Source organism: Micromonospora sp. BS32 (genome assembly GCF_059089345.1).
Genome location: NZ_JBSSHR010000002.1, coordinates 266,983 through 283,832 on the forward strand (window position 1 = coordinate 266,983; position 16,850 = coordinate 283,832).

Genomic DNA, 16,850 nt, shown 5'->3' on the forward strand with positions numbered 1-16,850 from the left:
TCGTTCCGCTCTGCTATCGTGGAGCGGAACGAAACATTCCGTTCTGAGGAGCAGCGCATGTCCGACACCGCCATCCGCCCGTTCCGCGTCGACATCCCGCAGACCGCCCTCGACGACCTCGCCGACCGGCTCCGCCGGGCCGTCTGGCCCGGAGAGCTCCCGGGCGTCGGCGACGCGTACGGCACGACCACCGACCGGATCCGCGAGCTGACGACGTACTGGCTGGAGAAGTTCGACTGGCGGGCCGTGGAGGCGCGGCTGAACGCCCACCCGCAGTTCGTCACCGAGCTCGACGGCGAGGACATCCACTTCCTGCACGTCCGGTCGTCCCGCACCGACGCCACCCCGCTCGTGCTCACCCATGGCTGGCCCGGATCGGTGCTGGAGTACCTGGACGTGATCGCCCCGCTCACCGAGCCCACCGACCCCACGGCGCCCGCATTCCACCTGGTCATTCCGTCGCTGCCCGGCTTCGGCTTCTCCGGGCCGACCCGCAGCGCCGGCTGGAACCGGTACCGCACCGCGCGGGCCTGGGCGGAGCTGATGGCCCGGCTCGGTTACGACCGCTACGGCGCGGTCGGCAACGACGCCGGCTCGATGATCTCGCCGGAGATCGGCCGCATCGACGCCGAACACGTGCTCGGCGTCCACGTCACCCAGCTCTTCTCGTTCCCGTCCGGGGACCCGAGCGAGTTCCAGGAGCTCTCCGAGGCCGACCAGGCGGCGCTCGCGCACCTCCAGTGGTTCTTCGAGAACAAGTTCTCCTTCAACCAGGTGCAGAGCCAGCAGCCGCAGACCCTGGCGTTCGCGCTGGCCGATTCGCCGGTCGGCCTGCTCGCCTGGAACGGCCAGCTCTTCGACCGGAGCCTGGACCCCGACTTCGTGCTCGCCAACGTGTCGATCTACTGGCTCACCGGCACGGCGGCCTCGTCGATGCGGTTCTACTGGGAGGACGCGCACACCACCGAGCACCCGACCGGGCCGACGACGAGCCCGACCGGGCTGGCGATGTTCCCCGGCGACTTCCAGTCGATCCGCCGCTTCGCCGAGCGGGACCACGGGAACATTGTGCGCTGGACGGCGTACCAGACCGAGGTCGAGGGGCGCGGCGACGTGGGCGGGCACTACGCCGCCCACGAGGCGACCGACGTGCTGGTCGCCGACATCCGGGAGTTCTTCGCCGCGCTCCGCTGAGCCGGCGGCAGGCGGGCGCCCGGTCGGGGATCCCCGGCCGGGCGCATCGTCCGCTCGCCGGGTGGACCCGACGGTCGCCCGTCAGTCGCCCTCGACGGTCACCCGGATCCACCGGCGGTCCGTGCCGACGCCGGTGCCCAGCACCACGTCCGACGAGCCGCGGGCGAAGACGGTGCCGTCGTCGAGGGTGGTCAGGTAGTGGTCGGGGCCGACCGGCCAGGCGACCGGGGTGTACCGGCCGTCGATCACCACACCCGCCCCGTACGGGCCGGTCACCGCGACCCGGCCGGCGCCGACCGGGGCCACCGACAGGATCCGGGAGGGGTAGGACTGCGCCGGCACCGCCTCCCAGCGCCCCTGCCAGCGCCAGAGCGCCGGGAAGTCCAGCCGGTCCGGCCGCTCACCCACCAGCCAGACCTGGCTGTCCGGGGCGACCTGCGCCCGGACGATCGACAGCTCCCCGTCGGCCGCCGGCACCGGGGTCCGCTGCCAGCTCCGACCCCGGTCCGTGGAGACCGCGGCGGACGGCCCGTCGCCCGTCACCCCCGCCGCCACCAGCAGATCGTCGGCGGAGGCGACGCTGTTCAGCGCCGGCACCGGCGGCTGGACGGAGAGCGGGCGCAGCGTCCGGCCGTCCCACTCACCCACCCGCTCCGCGCCCTCGATGATCTGGAACCGCCCCTGCGCGGCCCGCCACGCCGGCGGCTCCCCGTCCGTGCGGACGAAGCTCGCGCCGCCGTCGGTCGACGCGTACCAGCCGTGCGGCTCGGTCAGGAGCGTGACCAGCCCCGGCGCGGTGTAGAGCTGCTGGTTGTCGGCCACCGGGCGGGGATGACGCACCTTCACCCAGGAGCGGCCACCGTCCAGGGTGGAGAAGAGCAGCGCCGGGCAGTTCCGGTCCGGCGGGCGCCCGTCGCAGCTGGCGAAGAGCGCCCAGCCGTGGGCGGCGTCGGCGAACTCGACGTACGGGTCGTCGTACCGCTGGGCGACGGCGACCCGGACGGCGCGTACCTCGTCGAAGCCGCCGGAGGGCAGCGGCGCCGGCGCGGTCGCCACCGGCCGGGGCGGCGCGGAGGTCCGGGCCGGCGGCTCCCGCCGGATGTCGCCGATCGCCGAGCAGGCGGCGAGCACGGGTACGAGCAGCAGGACGGCCAGCGACCGCCGCGCGCGATCGATCATGACCTCCCCCTCCACCGGGTAGCCTTGCCCGGGTGCGAGTACGTGTCGAACAGACTGCCCTACCCGGGATCGGTGTGCGTCACGACCTGGTGACGGAATCCGGCCGCCGACTCGGTGTGGTCTCCCACCGCAACGGCCGTCGCGACCTCGTCCTGTACGACCCGGACGATCCCGACGCCTGCCAGGCGGACATCCCGCTCACCGACGACGAGGCGGAGGCGCTCGCCGACATCCTCGGCGCGTCGCTGATGCTCGGCCAGCTCTCCGGCCTGCGCGAGCAGGCGGCCGGGCTGCTCACCGAGCAGATCGCCATCCCGGCGGGGTCGAAGTACGTCAACAGGCGGCTCGGCGACACCAGGGCACGTACCCGCACCAGCGCCTCCATCGTGGCGGTGCTGCGCCAGGGCGAGGTGATCGTCTCGCCCGATCCCACCTTCCGCTTCGCGGCCGGTGACGTGGTGGTCGTGGTCGGTACCCGCAAGGGCCTCGACGGAGTGACCGCCATCCTCGCCGACAGTGACCCGGACGGCTGAGGCGGATGCACGAAACCACCACACTGCTCGTCGAGGTCGGCGCGCTGCTGCTGCTCCTCGGTCTGCTCGGCCGGCTCAGCCGGCGGTTCGGGGTCTCCCCGATCCCCCTCTACCTCCTCGCCGGCCTCGGCTTCGGGCACGGCGGCCTGTTGCCGCTGAACGCCAGCGAGGAGTTCTTCGCGGTCGGCGCCGAGATCGGCGTCATCCTGCTGCTGGTCATGCTCGGCCTGGAGTACAGCGCCAACGAGCTCGTCGGCAACCTCCGCTCGGCGGCGCCCGCCGGCCTGATCGACGCGGCGCTCAACGCGCTGCCGGGCTTCGCGTTCGCACTGCTGCTGGGCTGGGGCTGGGTGGCCGCCGTGGTGCTCGGCGGGATCACCTGGATCTCGTCCTCCGGGGTGATCGCCAAGGTCCTCGGCGACCTGGGCCGGGTCGGTAACCGGGAGACCCCGGTGATCCTCTCCGTGCTGGTCATCGAGGACCTGGCGATGGCGCTCTACCTGCCGCTGGTCACCGCGCTGCTGGCCGGCGTGGGACTGGTCAAGGGCGGGATCGCGCTCGGCGTGGCGGTGCTCACCGTCGTCGTCGTGCTGGTGGTCGCCATCCGGTACGGCCACCTGATCTCCGCGGCCCTGTCGGCGAAGGACCCGGAGGCGCTGCTGCTCGGCGTGCTCGGCCTGACCCTGTTGGTCGCCGGCGTGGCGGCCAAGCTCCAGGTCTCCGCCGCGGTCGGCGCGTTCCTGGTCGGCATCGCCCTCTCCGGGCCGGTGGCGCACCACGCCACCGAGCTGCTCTCCCCGCTGCGGGACCTCTTCGCCGCGGTCTTCTTCGTCTTCTTCGGGCTGGTCACCGATCCCCGGGACATGCCGCCGGTGCTGCTGCCGGCGCTGGCCCTGGCCGTGGTCACCATGGGGACGAAGCTGCTCACCGGCTACCTGGCGGCGCGCCGCGCCGGGATCGCCGAACCCGGCCGCTGGCGGGCCGGCTTCGCGCTCATGCCGCGCGGCGAGTTCTCCATCGTCATCGCCGGGCTGGCGGTGGCCGCCGGCACCGTCGAGCCCCGGCTGGCGGCGCTCGCCACGGCGTACGTGCTGATCACCGTGGTGACCGGTCCGATGTTGGCCCGACTGCCCGACATGGGCTGGTTCAAGGCGTGGCTGCGCCGGCGCGGCCCGGCCCGCCGTACCGAGCCGCTGCCCACAATCGACTGAGCGCGGGCGGCCGGGTCGGCCGTACGGCCGACCCGGCGCCGGTCCGGCCGTCGCCGAATTGCTCCCATCAGGGGCTTCCGCCAGCTGGCGAGGGCGCGCTACCGTGGCGCCCCAGCAGGCCAGTCTCCGCAGGTGGGCGGGGTGCCCCCGCGGGTACACGAGCGGAAGGTTGCCGGTGAACGTGCAGGAGTCGACGTTCCACGGCTTCGCCAACCCCGTCGATCCGTCGCCGGCGGAGTTGCGGGCCTGGGCATACCAGCCGGATTCGGTCCCGCTGACCTCCATGCCGCCGGACTGGGACCTGCTGGTCGCCGGGGATCACCTGGTGCTCACCCTCTTCGACCTGGCCATGGATCCGGCCTGCCCGGCCCGCCGGTTCGCGCTGCACTGCCTCTACATCTACGCCGCGGACGGCATCCGGACGAACTTCCGCGCGCACCCGAAGCGGCGCTTCCGCAAGCTGGTCGAGCAGGCCGAGCGGGACGGCGACGAGCTGATGGGCATTTGGGCGCACAACAGCCGGATGCTGCTGGCCCGGCAGGACCTCTTCGTCTACCGGGACTGGTGCGAGGGCGGCCTGGTCCGGGAGAACCGCCGGCTCGCCTGACTGCGAGCACGGCCCCTGACCGGCGTCACCGCGTCCCGGCCCGCACGTCGGGGACGGCGAACGGGCCGGGACCCCCTGACCGGCGTCACCGCGTCCCGGCCCGCACGTCTGGACGGCGAACGGGCCGGGACCCCCCGTGGGTCCCGGCCCGCACGTCGGTGGACCGTCAGCGTTGCGATCCACCCTGGTTCCGGCGTCTGGCCTCGGTGCGTCCCTGGTCGATCCCGTGGTCGACCTGGTCGGCGAACCGGCCATTCTTGATCATGTCGGCGAGCCTGCCGTCGCCGAGCCGGCCGAATCCCTCCCGGACGTTCTCGGCCACCTTCTCGAGCCGGTCCTCCGCCTGCTGGGCCACCTTCTTCGCCGATTCCGCCATGGCTCCCCCTGCCAGTTCGGAGTCCGGATTGAGCTGGTTGGACCTGATTGCCAGGCTAACGGAACCGGCCCGGCCCGCGCCGGATAAATCCGGGAACCGCAGGCCAGGCCGGGCCCGGTGAAGGAAAAAACGACGGTCGGTGGAACACGAGGTACGTCACCGGGCCGCCGAGACAGCCGTGGTGTTCCACCCGCCGTCCGGGCCACGCCGACGCGGAGGGGGCGGGTGGATCAGCGGTCGGTACGCCGGGGGCGCCAGACCACCAGCGCGGTGGAGGTGCGGTTGGTCGGCACCAGGTCGCCGCGCGGGAAACCACCCAGCGACTCCAGCTCAGCGATCCGCCGGTACGCGGCGTCCAGCTCCGCCTCCAGCCGCGCCACCCGCTGCTGCGCCTGCTCCAGCAGCCGCTCCAGCCCGATGATCCGCTTGACCCCGGCAAGGTTGATCCCGTCGTCCTGACTGAGCCGCTGGACCTCGCGCAGCAGGACCACGTCCCGCACGCTGTAGCGACGCCCGCCCCCGGCCGCGCGGCCGGGCTGCACCAGGCCCAGCCGGTCGTACTGGCGCAGCGTCTGCGGGTGCATTCCCGCCATCCGTGCCGCGACCGAGATCATCAGCACCTTGGCCTCGTAGGCAGGGTCACCCGAACCGACGAACCCGTCCGACATCCCACTCACCTCCGCACCACTTGACCGGTCAGCCGACCCGACGCACCCGCGCGTCGAGATGTTCGCGTCCGGCCGGCGGCGTCGACCCGGCGAACGTCTCCAGCGCCGCGCGGGCCTCGTCCGACACCGTCGCCGGCACCACCACGTCCAGCGTGACCAGCAGGTCACCGGCCTGACCGTCGCGCCGGACCACACCCTTGCCCCGGGCCCGCAGCACCCGCCCGGACGGCGTGCCCGGCGGGACCCGCAGGGTCACCGCGCCGTCGAGCGTGGGTACCCGCAGGTCGGTGCCGAGGACAGCCTCCGCGAAGGTGATCGGCACGGTCAGGGTCAGATCGTCCCCGGTACGCCCGAACAGGTCATCCGGGCGCACCTTCACCTGGACGAACAGGTCGCCCGCCGGACCACCGCGCTCGCCCGGCTCACCGCGCCCGGCCAGCCGGATCCGCTGCCCGTCGGCCACCCCGGCGGGGAAGCGGACGTTCAGCGTGCGGGTCTTGGTCACGCCGCCGGTGCCGTGGCACTCCGGGCACTTCTCCTCGACCACCGTGCCGACGCCCTGGCAGTTGCGGCACGGCTCGGAGAAGCTGAACGACCCCTGGTTGCGGGTGGTCACCCCGGCGCCCTGGCAGACCGGGCAGGTCTTCGGCTGGGTGCCGGGCTTCGCGCCGTTGCCGTGGCAGGTGTCGCAGACCCCGGGCGCGCGCAGGGTCAGCGGCAGGGTCACCCCGCGTACGGCGTCCTGGAAGTCCAGCGCGACCTCGGTCTCCACGTCGCGACCCCGGGCCGGGCCACGGGCCCGCGCCGGCCCACCGGGGCCGCCGCCGGAGAAGATCGAGCTGAACAGGTCGGTGAAGCCGCCGCCACCGAACCGGGTGTCCGTACCGCCGCCACCGGCGCCGAACAGGTCGGAGACGTCGAACGGCACCCCGCCCGGCTGGGCGCCACCACCGCGGGCGTTGCGCCGGAACGCGCCCGAGCCGAACAGCGACCGCATCTCGTCGTACTCGCGGCGCTTGGCGTCGTCGCCGAGCACCGCGTACGCCTCGGAGACCGCCTTGAACCGCTCCTCGGCCTTCGGGTCACCCGGGTTGTGGTCCGGGTGCGACTCCCGGGCCAGCTTCCGGTACGCCTTCTTGATCTCGTCTGCGGAGGCGGACTTCTGCACGCCGAGCGTGGCGTAGTAGTCCTTCTCGATCCAGTCCTTGGAACTCACCGGTCCACCCCCTTCCGAGTGATGTGGCCCGGTCGCCCCGTCCGCCGTGCGACGGCGGGCGGGGCGACCGGATGGTCGTGCACTATTCCGGGTCGGCGACCGCGACCAGCGCGGGCCGCAGCAGCCGCTCGCCGAGCTGGTAGCCCCGGCGCATCACCTGTACGCAGGTCGGCTCGTCGACGTCCGGCGAGGTCTGGTGCGCGACCGCCTCGTGCCGGGTGGGGTCGAACGGGTCGCCCTGCTCCCCGAAGGGGGTCAGGCCGAACTTGCCCAGCGCCGTGGTGAGCTGCTCGGCCACCGTGCCGAACGGGCCGACCAGGTCGCCGTGCTCCCGGGCCCGGTCCAGGTCGTCCAGGATCGGCAGCAGCGCGGCGAGCACAGAGCCGGTCGCCTGCTCCTGGACCACGCCCCGGTCCCGGTCCACCCGCTTGCGGTAGTTGGCGTACTCCGCCGACACCCGCTGCAGGTCCCGGGTCCGCTCGTCCAGCTCGGCCCGGAGGGCTTCCAGCTCGGCGCCGAGCGGGGAGCCAGCCGCGCCACCGTCGACCGGCTGCGCGGGGGCGTCCACCACCGGAGGGCCGGCCGGGGTCGGACCGTCGATCGAGGTGGCCTCGATCTCGATCTCGTCGACCACGACCTCGCCCTCCTCGACCAGACCCTCGGCCGGGACGTCCGCCCCGGCGTCGGCGGCGGCGGGCTCCTCCTCGGTCTTGCCGATCTTGCGGTTGTTGCGGATGACGACCCGCGGCCCGTCGCCGGCGGCCTGCTCGGCGGGCGCGGAGCCACCCGGCGCCGACCCGGTGGCGGCCGGGTCGGCGGCTCGTGGCTTCTCCGTCATGCGACTACCTCGATTTCTGTGCCGTGGGTCGGGGTCCGGGACGGACCGTCACTTCTTGTCCTCGTCCACGATCTCCGCGTCGACCACGTCGTCGGCGGCACCGGCCTGCGGGCCACCCGGGGCACCCGCGCCCGGGCCGGCCGCGCCGGGCTGCTCGCCCTGCTCGGCCTGCTGCGAGTAGAGCAGCGAACCGGCCTGCTGGGAGACCTGCGCCAGCCGCTCGTGGGCCGCCTTGATCTTCTCGATGTCCTGGCCGCCGAGCGCGCCGCGCAGCTCACCGAGGGCCTCGTTGAGCTGCTCCCGGTTCTCGCTGGGCAGCTTGTCGCCGCTCTCGGCGAGGAACTTCTCGGTCTGCCACTGCAGCGCCTCGGCGACGTTGCGGGTCTCCGCCTCCTCGCGGCGACGCTTGTCGTCGTCGGCGTGCTCCTCGGCGTCCCGGCGCATCCGCTCGATGTCGTCCTTCGGCAGCGAGGAGCCGCCGGTGATCGTCATCTTCTGCTCCTTGCCGGTGCCGAGGTCCTTGGCGTGCACGTTCACGATGCCGTTGGCGTCGATGTCGAACGTGACCTCGATCTGCGGCACGCCGCGCGGCGCCGGCGGGAGGCCGGTCAGCTCGAAGGTGCCGAGCTTCTTGTTGTAGGCCGCGATCTCCCGCTCACCCTGGAAGACCTGGATCAGCACCGACGGCTGGTTGTCGTCCGCCGTGGTGAAGACCTCGGAGCGCTTGGTCGGGATGGTGGTGTTGCGCTCGATGAGCTTGGTGAAGATGCCGCCCTTGGTCTCGATGCCCAGGCTCAGCGGGGTCACGTCGAGCAGCAGGACGTCCTTGACCTCGCCCTTGAGCACGCCGGCCTGGAGGGCGGCACCGACGGCGACGACCTCGTCCGGGTTGACGCCCTTGTTCGGGTCGCGGCCGGTGAGCTGCTTGACCAGGTCGGTCACGGCCGGCATCCGGGTCGAACCACCGACCAGGATGACGTGGTCGACGTCAGAGACCTTGATCCCGGCGTCCTTGACGGCCTGCTCGAACGGGCCCTTGCAGCGGTCCAGCAGATCCTGCGTCATCCGCTGGAACTCGGCGCGGCTGAGCGTCACGTCGAGGTGCAGCGGGCCGGCGGCACCGGCGGTGATGTACGGCAGGTTGATGTTGGTGGTGGTGGCGGCGGACAGCTCGATCTTGGCCTTCTCGGCCGCCTCGCGGAGCCGCTGCAGGGCCATCTTGTCCTGGCCCAGGTCGATGCCGTGCTCGCCGCGGAAGGTCTTCACCAGGTGGTCGATGATGCGCTGGTCCCAGTCGTCACCACCGAGGTGGTTGTCACCGCTGGTCGACTTGACCTCGATGACGCCCTCGGCGAGCTCCAGCAGGGAGACGTCGAAGGTGCCGCCACCCAGGTCGAAGACCAGGACGGTCTGCTCCTTGGAGCCCTTGTCCAGCCCGTACGCCAGGGCGGCCGCGGTCGGCTCGTTGACGATCCGCAGCACGTTGAAGCCGGCGATCTCACCGGCCTCCTTGGTGGCCTGGCGCTGGCCGTCGTTGAAGTAGGCGGGGACGGTGATCACCGCGTCGGTGATCTGCTCACCCAGGTAGGCCTCGGCATCCCGCTTGAGCTTCATCAGCGTGCGCGCCGAGATCTCCTGCGGGGTGTACTTCTTGCCGTCGATGTCGACGGACCAGTTGGTGCCGATCTCCCGCTTGACCGAGCGGATCGTCCGGTCCGGGTTGGTCACCGCCTGGCGCTTGGCGACCTCACCGACGAGCACCTCCCCGTTGCGGGCGAACGCGACGATCGACGGGGTCGTCCGCGAGCCTTCAGCGTTGGCGATGACGGTGGGCTCACCGCCCTCGAGAACGCTGACGCAGGAGTTCGTCGTGCCGAGGTCGATACCGACCGCACGTGCCATCTTCGCTTCCTCGCTTCATAACGTTTAAGCAGGTCGGAGGGCCTGCCCGGCGGGTCGCCCGCAGCGACCGCACCACAAGTTGAGTGAACTTGACTCAATAGTGCCACGCCGTCGCCAAACCGCAAGTCGAGGTTGAGTCCACCCGGCGCAACCCGACCGTTATTACCGTCCGGTTGTCTTCCCTTGCATCGGTCGGGCACGCTTTAGCGGTGACGACGCACGGCGATCCCGCCACCCGGTCCGGCGCGCCCACCGTCGCCGCCCGCTCCGGGTCGTCGGAGGCTGGGGAGGCTCCGCCCGGCACCGCCGGGGACGGCCTGCCGGCCGCGCTGACCGGGCTCCGGGCCGCGATCGGTGCCGCCCGGTTCCCACTGACCCTGCCCTCGGCCGAGCCCGCCCGACGTACCGCCGCCGCCCTCGGCGACCAGCTCGACGACTACCTGCTGCCCCGGCTCGCCCGACTCGACGCGCCCCTGCTGGTCGTCGTCGGCGGCTCCACCGGCGCCGGCAAGTCGACCCTGGTCAACAGCCTGGTCCAGGCCCGGGTCAGCGCCGCCGGGGTGCTCCGGCCGACCACCCGCTCACCGGTGCTGGTCTGCAACCCGGCCGACTCCGGCTGGTTCCGCCGCGGCGAACTGCTGCCCGGCCTGACCCGGACCAACGAGCCGAGCGATGATCCCCGCACCCTGCACCTGGTCACCGCGCCCGCACTCCCCGCCGGTCTGGCCTTCCTCGACGCGCCCGACATCGACTCGGTGGTTGACGCCAACCGCGCCCTCGCCGGCCAACTGCTGGCCGCCGCCGACCTCTGGCTCTTCGTCACCACCGCCGCCCGCTACGCCGACGCCGTCCCCTGGGAGCTGCTGCGCAGCGCCCGGGCCCGGGGCGCGGCGATCGCCATGGTGCTCGACCGGGTGCCGCCGGAGGCCGCCGACGAGATCTCCGCCCACCTCTCCGAGATGCTCGCCGCCCAGGATCTCGCCGCCGCGCCGCTCTTCGTGCTGCCGGAGACCTGGGTCGACGGGCAGGGCCTCCTGCCGGGCAAGGTCACCGCGGCGCTGAGCGCCTGGTTCGCCCGGCTCGCCGCCGACGCCGAGGCCCGCGCCGCCGTGGTCCGGCAGACCCTGGACGGCGCGCTCGCCTCGCTGCACCCGACGGTCGAGGCGCTGGCCGACGCCGCCGACGAGCAGGTCGCCGCCGCCGACGCCCTGGACGACCGGGTCCAGGCCGCTTACCGGGGGGCGCGGCGGTCGGTCGAGGAGGGGCTCAGGGACGGTCGGCTGCTCCGCGGCGAGGTGCTCGCCCGCTGGCAGGAGTTCGTCGGCACCGGCGAGTTCTTCCGTACGTTGGAGGCGCGCATCGGCCGAATGCGCGACCGGCTGGTCGCCGCGGTCTCGGGCCGGCCCGCCCCCGCCGTCGAGCTGCGCAACGCCATCGAGTCCCAGCTGGTCACCCTGCTGCGCGGGGTGGCCTCCGAGGCGGCCGAGAACGCGTACACCGGGTGGCGGGCGCACCCGGCCGGCGCGGCGCTGCTCGACCCGGCGCTCGCCCACCCCACCGACGACCTGCCCGACCGCGCCGAGCGGATGGTCCGCGACTGGCAGCGCGGGGTGCTGGAACTGGTCAAGGAGGAGGGCGGCGACCGACGGTTCGTGGCCCGCACCGCCGCGTACGCGGTCAACGCCACCGGGCTCGCCGTGATGATCGCGGTGTTCGCCTCGACCGCGTTCATCCCGACCGGCCTCGAGGTGGCCACCGGAGCCGGCACCACGGTCGCCGCGCAGGCCGTGCTCCAGGCGATCTTCGGCGACCAGGCCGTCCGTAACCTCGCCAACAAGGCCCGGGACGACCTGCTGGAACGGGTCCGCGCGCTGCTGGACGAGGAGGCCGCCCGCTACCTGACCCGTACGGCCGACGCCCGGCCCGGCGCGGACGCCGGCGCCGAGCTGCGCCGGGCCGCCGGCCGGGTCGAGGTGGCCCGGCACCGCAGCGGCCTGGCCGACCACCACGGGTCGGCGCTGCCCGCCCCCACCACCGAGGGCGGCGCCCGGTGACCAACATCGTCGGCCGGATGCGCGAGGCGTTCCGGGGCGACCAGCGGGTGGACGCGGACGCCCTGGTGGCCCGCCTCGACGCCGTCCGCCGCTTCCTCGGCGCGGTGGACGGCCAGCTGCCCGACTCCCGGCTGGTCGCCGCGCACACCCTGGTCGAGCGGGCCGGCACCCGGCTGGCCCTGTCCCGGGACCACACCGTGGTCGCGCTCGCCGGCAGCACCGGCAGCGGCAAGTCCAGCCTCTTCAACGCCCTGGCCCGGCTGGAACTCTCCCCGGTCGGAGTGCGCCGCCCCACCACGGGCGTGGCGCACGCCTGCGTGTGGGGGCAGCTCGACGGGGCCAACCGGCTGCTCGACTGGGTCGGTGTGCTGCCCCGGCACCGGTTCGTCCGGGAGAGCGCGCTGGACGCCGACGACGAGTCCGGCCTGCACGGGCTGATCCTGCTCGACCTGCCCGACTTCGACTCGGTGCAGCGGTCCCACCGGCTGGAGGTGGACCGGCTGCTCGGCCTGGTCGACCAGGTGGTCTGGGTGGTCGACCCGCAAAAGTACGCCGACCGGGTGATCCACACCAGCTACCTGCGTGAGTTCCAGCGGCACAAGGACGTCACCCTGGTCGTGCTCAACCAGGCCGACCGGCTGGTCCCGGCCGAGCTGCCCCGGGTCCTGGCCGACCTGCGCCGGCTGCTCGACGCCGACGGGCTGGACGGCGTGCCGCTGCTGGCCACCACCGCCGTCGACCCCGCCGGCCTGGAGGGGCTGCGCCAGGCGCTGGAGCGTACGGTCACCGAGCGGCAGGCCGCGCTGCGCCGGCTCGCCGGCGACGTGGACATCGTGGTCGACGGGCTGGCCGAGCTGGTCACCGCCGAGGTGCCGAAGGGCGCCCCGGACGACGCGACGGTCCGGGAGCTGGACCGGGCCCTGGCCGGCGCGGCCGGGGTCCCGTCGGTCGCGGAAGCGGTCGAGGGGGCGTACCGGCACCGCGCCGGCGGCACCACCGGCTGGCCGCTGGTGCGCGGTTTGCGCAAGCTGCGGCCCGACCCACTGCGCCGGCTGCACCTGCCCGGGCCGGCCACCGATCCGGACCGGCCGGAGGAGAGCCTGGTCGCGGCCACCTCGGTGCCCGACCCGACGGCCGCCCAGCGGTCCGCCCTCGGGCTGGCGATCCGCGCGGTCGCCGACCGGACCGGTGCGGAGCTTCCCGCACCCTGGCCCGCCGCGGTCACCGCCGCCGCCCGCTCCCGCCTCGCCGACCTGCCGGACGCGCTGGACCGCGCGGTCGCCGGCACCGACCTGGGGATGGATCGGCGGCCGATCTGGTGGCGGATCGTCGGTGCCCTCCAGTGGCTGGTCACCCTCGCCGCCCTGGCCGGCCTCGGTTGGCTGGCGCTCGGCTACGCGCTGCGCGCCCTCGGCCTGCCCGAGCTGGAATACCCGCTGGTCGGCGAGGTGCCGCTGCCCACCCTGCTGCTCCTCGGCGGGCTGCTCGCCGGGCTGCTGGTGGCGGCGGCCACCCGACCGGTGATCCGGTGGGCTGCCCGGCGGGCCCGGCAGCGGGCCGAGAGACGCCTGACCACCGCGGTGGCCGAGGTCGGCGGGGCGTACGTGGTCACCCCGGTCCGCGCGGTCCTGGAGCGGTACGGCCAGGCCCGGGACGCGCTGCGGGACGCCGGCCGCTGAGGGCTGGCGCCGGAAGCCCGGTGGCGGCGTAGGGTCGGTCCATGGCCACGCCACAGACCCCCTACGACGCGGTGCTCCAGGCCGCACGCGACGTGACCAGGCTGGACACCGCGCTCGACGCGGAGATGCTCGGCACCGCGCTGCTCGGCAGCGTCTACGCGATCGCGGAGACGGACCGGGAAACCGCGGTGCGCGAGTTCGTCTCCGGGTTCCTGGCCGCCACGTCGCGCCGCCGCACGGCCGCCGCCACCACCATCCGCTCAGTCTTCGCCGCGCTGGTGCCGGACGCCGAGGGCGCGGCGAAGGTCCGCCCGGGCACCCAGGCGCCCGCCTGGTCCGGCCAGCTCGGTCGGGTCCACCTCACGGGCGTCTGGTCCTACGGCGACGTGTACGGCGACCAGACCTCCTACCTGGCCACCTTCGCCTACGACGACGCCACCGGCGGCCCCGAGCACGCCCTGGTCGCGCTGGTCGACCACAACATCGGCATCACCAAGGACGTCTTCGTCGGCGGTCCCGCCGAGCGGATCCTGGAACAGGTCCGGCAGATGTGCGCCGCGGACGACCTGACCTGGTTCCGCGAGGAGGACCCGGCCCGGATGCACGGCGAGGTGAGCCGGCACCTGGCGGTCACCGACGATCTGGGCGAGTTGCCCGCCGAGGGCTCGCTCGCCACCGACCGGGCGCTGGTGGGTGCCCGGCTGGCGCTGCTGCCCGGCGCGCCCGCCGACACCACGAGCTGGGACGCCGAGCCGCTCGGCGGCGACGAGCGCACCGAACTGGTCCGCGCCTTCCTCGCCTCGCCGGAGGCCGCCCGCTTCGGGCTGGCCCAGCTGGATGACGACGCCGAGCTGGCCTCGCTGCACTTCTGCCTCAGCCTGCTCTTCGACCACGCGGCGAGCTTCCCGGACGCCGACCCGATGCGGTGGAGCCCGGCGGTGGCCGGCCTGTTCCTGCTGGACTGGGTGCACCGGCGCGCCGTGCTGGACATGGACGACGCCGCGATGCTGCCCCGGGTGCTGCGCGCCTGGGCGGCGTACGCGGCCCGGCGGCGGGGGCTGCCGGAGCGGGCCGGCCGGCAGACCGACGAGGCGATCGAGGAGCTGGTGCCGGAGTTCGCCCGGCTCTACAGCACCGGTGAACGGCGCAGCCCGGCCACCGCGGCGGTCGCCCAGCTGATGGCGGACGGGGTGGACCCGGACGACCCGGCGGCACTGGACGCCTGGATCGAGGCGAACCGGCAGCGCCTGGGCGACGACACCCCCTGATCCGTCGGCGCCGGTCGCGCTCCCGGGCCGGGGCCGATCCGGGTCACGGCTCGACCAGGGTGAGCCGGCCGGGGGCGACGCCGACGCGTACCCGCTGCCCCCAGCGCAGCGCGATCCGGTCGGTCTCCAGGCCGTCGGCGAAGACCACCAGGCCGTCGGACTCGGCGGTCAGTTCGAGGGTGTCGGCGGCGGCCAGCCGCCCGGCCACCAGGTCCGCGCCGGTGACCGGGGAGGGCCACGCCTCCCGGACGTACCAGCAGAGCGCCTCCTCCTCCGGGGCGGGCGGGGGCGGCGTTCCCGGACGATTGCGCGCGATGGACGCGCACCAGCCGGTCGCCCCCGTACCGCTGCCCACCACCACCCCGGAGGAGGAGTGCCGTTCCCGCCGGGTCCGCCCGCCGTCGGCCACGGCGAGCAGGTAGCGGGCGGACTGGTGGGAGCTGTGGCCGACGTACACCTCGTTGAGGCCGACCAGCTCCTGCCCGTCGTCGAGGGCGGCGCGGACCATGGCCCGCCGGCGGACCGGCGCCGCCCCGGCGACGGTCGCCGGAAGCAGCGCCGCCACCTGATCGGCGGTCCAGCGGACCAGCACCCCCGCGTTGCGGCCCGGTTCCGGGTCGACCCCGATCACCGGCTGCCCGGCCAGGTACTTGGCCACGTTGGCGACCAGCCCGTCCGGACCGACGGCGACCACCACGTCCTCCGGCCCGAAGAGGAACCGGGGCAGGTCGTCGCGGTCCACGGTGCCGCGCCGCCAGTCGGCCGGCACGGCGGCCGCGACGGTGGTCAGCGCCGCCTGGAGGGCGTCGTGCCGGGCCACCACCTCGGTCAGGTCCCGGCCCCGCTCGCGCAGGTACCAACCGGCGGCGGCCCGGGTGCCGTGCCGGCCCAGCAGTTCCTCCAGCTCGCTGCGGCGGCGTACCACGACGACCCGGGGGTGCAGGGTCGCGCTCACCGGTCGGCGGCGGTCGACCCGGCCAGCCGGCCGACCAGGTCGGTGAGCAGGTCCGGGGTGACGGTGAGCTGGCCGATCTGCGGAAGCTGGCCGGCCAGGTCGCGGACGGTCAGCGCGCGCAGCACCGCGGGCGGCAGTTCGGCGTACGCGGCCAGCTTGGCCGCCTCCGCCTCGGCCTCGGCGGCACCGACGGCGCGTACCGTGTCGGCCTTGGCGGCGGCGAGCGCCCGCTCCTTGTCGGCGGTGCCGGCGGCGAGCAGGCGGTCCTTCTCCGCCTCGGCGGTGGCGAGCACCCGGGCCCGTTCGGCGGCGGCCGCGTTGGCGACCTTCTCCCGCTCGGCCTTGCCCTGGGCGGTGGCCAGCTCGGCGGAGGCGTCCAGCTCGGCCCGGCGGCGGGTGTTGGCGCCGTGCTGTTCGACGAGCTGCTGCTCGCGGCGGGCCAGCTCGATCTTGTTCTGGAGCTCGTTCTCGGCGATGGTGCGTTCCTGCTCGACGGCCTGCGCCCGGCGGGCGTAGGTGGCCCGGTCGGCCTGCACCTGGACCGCCTCCCGGGTGGGTGTCTGCAGGGCCCGTTCCAGCTCGGGCTCGGGCCGGATCGCCACCACCCGGGCGCTGACCACGGCGACGCCGATGTCGGCCAGCCGGGGCTCGGCGCCGAGCGCGGCGGAGACCGCCTCGCGGACCGGGGAGACCGTGGTGAGCGCCTCGGCGAGGGGCACCCGGGCGAGCAGGTCGAGGGCGGGCTGCTGGGCCAGCTCGGCGAGGAGCGTGGCGACCTGGTCGAGCGGGCGGGAGCGGGCCTTGCCGGTGCGCGGGTCGACCGAGAAGTCGAGCCGGCCGGCGGCGAGTGCCGGGTCGGCCACCCGGTAGGTCACAGTGGCCTGGACGGTGATGTCGGCGAAGTCGCCGGTACGGGCGTGGAAGAGCAGCGGCAGCTCCCGGTCGTCCACCGGGACCTCGCTGAGCACGGCGGTGAGCGGCCGGTACCAGAAGGACTGCCCGATCCCCTCCCGGCGGACCCGCCCGCCCACGTGCAGCCGTACCCAGTTGGTCGGGGTCCCGCGCAGGTGGCGCAGGAAGAACCGCCTCGTCACATCGGCCATGGTTGTCGCCCTCCCCTTTTTCGTCTAGCCGACGATAAACACTCTGCTAGGTTATCGTCAAGGTGGT

At 74.0% G+C, this 16,850-nt stretch carries 15 protein-coding genes; 7 read left to right on the forward strand and 8 right to left on the reverse strand.

The features are described from left to right. The first annotated feature begins 57 nt into the window (after positions 1 to 57). A complete protein-coding gene (locus AC5RWQ_RS03970; protein WP_494281375.1) occupies positions 58 to 1,194 on the forward strand; it encodes an epoxide hydrolase family protein in 1,137 nt (378 codons plus the stop codon). An 81-nt stretch (positions 1,195 to 1,275) separates the two neighbouring features. On the opposite strand, the gene AC5RWQ_RS03975 is transcribed toward AC5RWQ_RS03970, so the two are convergent. Continuing rightward, on the reverse strand, positions 1,276 to 2,373 hold the full coding sequence (locus AC5RWQ_RS03975; RefSeq protein ID WP_494281376.1) for a beta propeller repeat protein: 1,098 nt from the start codon (positions 2,371 to 2,373) through the stop codon (positions 1,276 to 1,278). 32 nt (positions 2,374 to 2,405) lie between these two features. Between AC5RWQ_RS03975 and AC5RWQ_RS03980 the strand changes: the two genes are divergently transcribed. The 3 genes from AC5RWQ_RS03980 to AC5RWQ_RS03990 all read left to right on the forward strand — a co-directional run bounded on the left by AC5RWQ_RS03980 (position 2,406) and on the right by AC5RWQ_RS03990 (position 4,724). Continuing rightward, the gene (locus tag AC5RWQ_RS03980; RefSeq protein WP_334486717.1) at positions 2,406 to 2,906 is read left to right on the forward strand and encodes a cation:proton antiporter regulatory subunit; all 501 of its coding nucleotides are present in this window, start codon (positions 2,406 to 2,408) and stop codon (positions 2,904 to 2,906) included. Positions 2,907 to 2,911: 5 nt separating this feature from the next. Then, a complete protein-coding gene (locus AC5RWQ_RS03985; RefSeq protein WP_494281377.1) occupies positions 2,912 to 4,117 on the forward strand; it encodes a cation:proton antiporter in 1,206 nt (401 codons plus the stop codon). Positions 4,118 to 4,292: 175 nt separating this feature from the next. Beyond that, on the forward strand, positions 4,293 to 4,724 hold the full coding sequence (locus tag AC5RWQ_RS03990) for a hypothetical protein (RefSeq protein ID WP_494281378.1): 432 nt from the start codon (positions 4,293 to 4,295) through the stop codon (positions 4,722 to 4,724). A gap of 166 nt (positions 4,725 to 4,890) precedes the next feature. Here the strand turns inward: AC5RWQ_RS03990 and AC5RWQ_RS03995 are convergent, their stop codons facing one another. From AC5RWQ_RS03995 to dnaK, 5 genes are all read right to left on the reverse strand, one after another. Further along, positions 4,891 to 5,100: a hypothetical protein gene (locus tag AC5RWQ_RS03995; RefSeq protein WP_494281379.1), complete on the reverse strand. Its 210-nt coding sequence runs from the start codon at positions 5,098 to 5,100 to the stop codon at positions 4,891 to 4,893. Positions 5,101 to 5,330: 230 nt separating this feature from the next. Then, complete coding sequence (locus AC5RWQ_RS04000; protein WP_334486727.1) at positions 5,331 to 5,768, reverse strand: heat shock protein transcriptional repressor HspR; 438 nt, start codon at positions 5,766 to 5,768, stop codon at positions 5,331 to 5,333. Between the two features lie 28 nt (positions 5,769 to 5,796). Further along, positions 5,797 to 6,984, reverse strand: a complete 1,188-nt coding sequence (gene dnaJ, locus AC5RWQ_RS04005) for a molecular chaperone DnaJ (protein WP_494281380.1) — start codon at positions 6,982 to 6,984, stop codon at positions 5,797 to 5,799. 82 nt (positions 6,985 to 7,066) lie between these two features. Further along, positions 7,067 to 7,822, reverse strand: coding sequence for a nucleotide exchange factor GrpE (grpE, locus tag AC5RWQ_RS04010; protein ID WP_494281381.1), 756 nt, complete (start codon positions 7,820 to 7,822; stop codon positions 7,067 to 7,069). Positions 7,823 to 7,870: 48 nt separating this feature from the next. After that, the gene (dnaK, locus tag AC5RWQ_RS04015) at positions 7,871 to 9,724 is read right to left on the reverse strand and encodes a molecular chaperone DnaK (RefSeq protein ID WP_494281382.1); all 1,854 of its coding nucleotides are present in this window, start codon (positions 9,722 to 9,724) and stop codon (positions 7,871 to 7,873) included. A gap of 209 nt (positions 9,725 to 9,933) precedes the next feature. Between dnaK and AC5RWQ_RS04020 the strand changes: the two genes are divergently transcribed. From AC5RWQ_RS04020 to AC5RWQ_RS04030, 3 genes are read left to right on the forward strand one after another with little or no spacing between them, the layout of a single operon-like run. Next, the gene (locus tag AC5RWQ_RS04020; protein ID WP_494281383.1) at positions 9,934 to 11,778 is read left to right on the forward strand and encodes an ABC transporter; all 1,845 of its coding nucleotides are present in this window, start codon (positions 9,934 to 9,936) and stop codon (positions 11,776 to 11,778) included. A gap of 17 nt (positions 11,779 to 11,795) precedes the next feature. Next, complete coding sequence (locus AC5RWQ_RS04025; protein WP_494281619.1) at positions 11,796 to 13,457, forward strand: GTPase; 1,662 nt, start codon at positions 11,796 to 11,798, stop codon at positions 13,455 to 13,457. Between the two features lie 41 nt (positions 13,458 to 13,498). After that, positions 13,499 to 14,725, forward strand: coding sequence for a hypothetical protein (locus AC5RWQ_RS04030; protein WP_494281384.1), 1,227 nt, complete (start codon positions 13,499 to 13,501; stop codon positions 14,723 to 14,725). A gap of 43 nt (positions 14,726 to 14,768) precedes the next feature. Here the strand turns inward: AC5RWQ_RS04030 and AC5RWQ_RS04035 are convergent, their stop codons facing one another. Both AC5RWQ_RS04035 and AC5RWQ_RS04040 read right to left on the reverse strand, forming a co-directional pair. Beyond that, complete coding sequence (locus AC5RWQ_RS04035; RefSeq protein WP_494281385.1) at positions 14,769 to 15,680, reverse strand: hypothetical protein; 912 nt, start codon at positions 15,678 to 15,680, stop codon at positions 14,769 to 14,771. Further along, entirely contained in the window at positions 15,677 to 16,783 is a 1,107-nt protein-coding gene (locus tag AC5RWQ_RS04040) for an SPFH domain-containing protein (RefSeq protein ID WP_494281386.1), read from the reverse strand. Before AC5RWQ_RS04040 ends, AC5RWQ_RS04035 begins: the two co-directional genes overlap by 4 nt. Between the last annotated feature and the right edge of the window lie 67 nt (positions 16,784 to 16,850).

Bases quoted from the DNA above. Each gene is read 5' to 3' on its own strand.
- AC5RWQ_RS03970 (WP_494281375.1), top strand. From the start codon at position 58: ATGTCCGACACCGCCATCCGCCCGTTCCGCGTCGACATCCCGCAGACC.
- AC5RWQ_RS03975 (WP_494281376.1), bottom strand. From the start codon at position 2,373: ATGATCGATCGCGCGCGGCGGTCGCTGGCCGTCCTGCTGCTCGTACCC.
- AC5RWQ_RS03985 (WP_494281377.1), top strand. From the start codon at position 2,912: ATGCACGAAACCACCACACTGCTCGTCGAGGTCGGCGCGCTGCTGCTG.
- AC5RWQ_RS03995 (WP_494281379.1), bottom strand. From the start codon at position 5,100: ATGGCGGAATCGGCGAAGAAGGTGGCCCAGCAGGCGGAGGACCGGCTC.
- AC5RWQ_RS04000 (WP_334486727.1), bottom strand. From the start codon at position 5,768: ATGTCGGACGGGTTCGTCGGTTCGGGTGACCCTGCCTACGAGGCCAAG.
- grpE (WP_494281381.1), bottom strand. From the start codon at position 7,822: ATGACGGAGAAGCCACGAGCCGCCGACCCGGCCGCCACCGGGTCGGCG.
- dnaK (WP_494281382.1), bottom strand. From the start codon at position 9,724: ATGGCACGTGCGGTCGGTATCGACCTCGGCACGACGAACTCCTGCGTC.
- AC5RWQ_RS04025 (WP_494281619.1), top strand. From the start codon at position 11,796: ATGCGCGAGGCGTTCCGGGGCGACCAGCGGGTGGACGCGGACGCCCTG.
- AC5RWQ_RS04030 (WP_494281384.1), top strand. From the start codon at position 13,499: ATGGCCACGCCACAGACCCCCTACGACGCGGTGCTCCAGGCCGCACGC.
- AC5RWQ_RS04040 (WP_494281386.1), bottom strand. From the start codon at position 16,783: ATGGCCGATGTGACGAGGCGGTTCTTCCTGCGCCACCTGCGCGGGACC.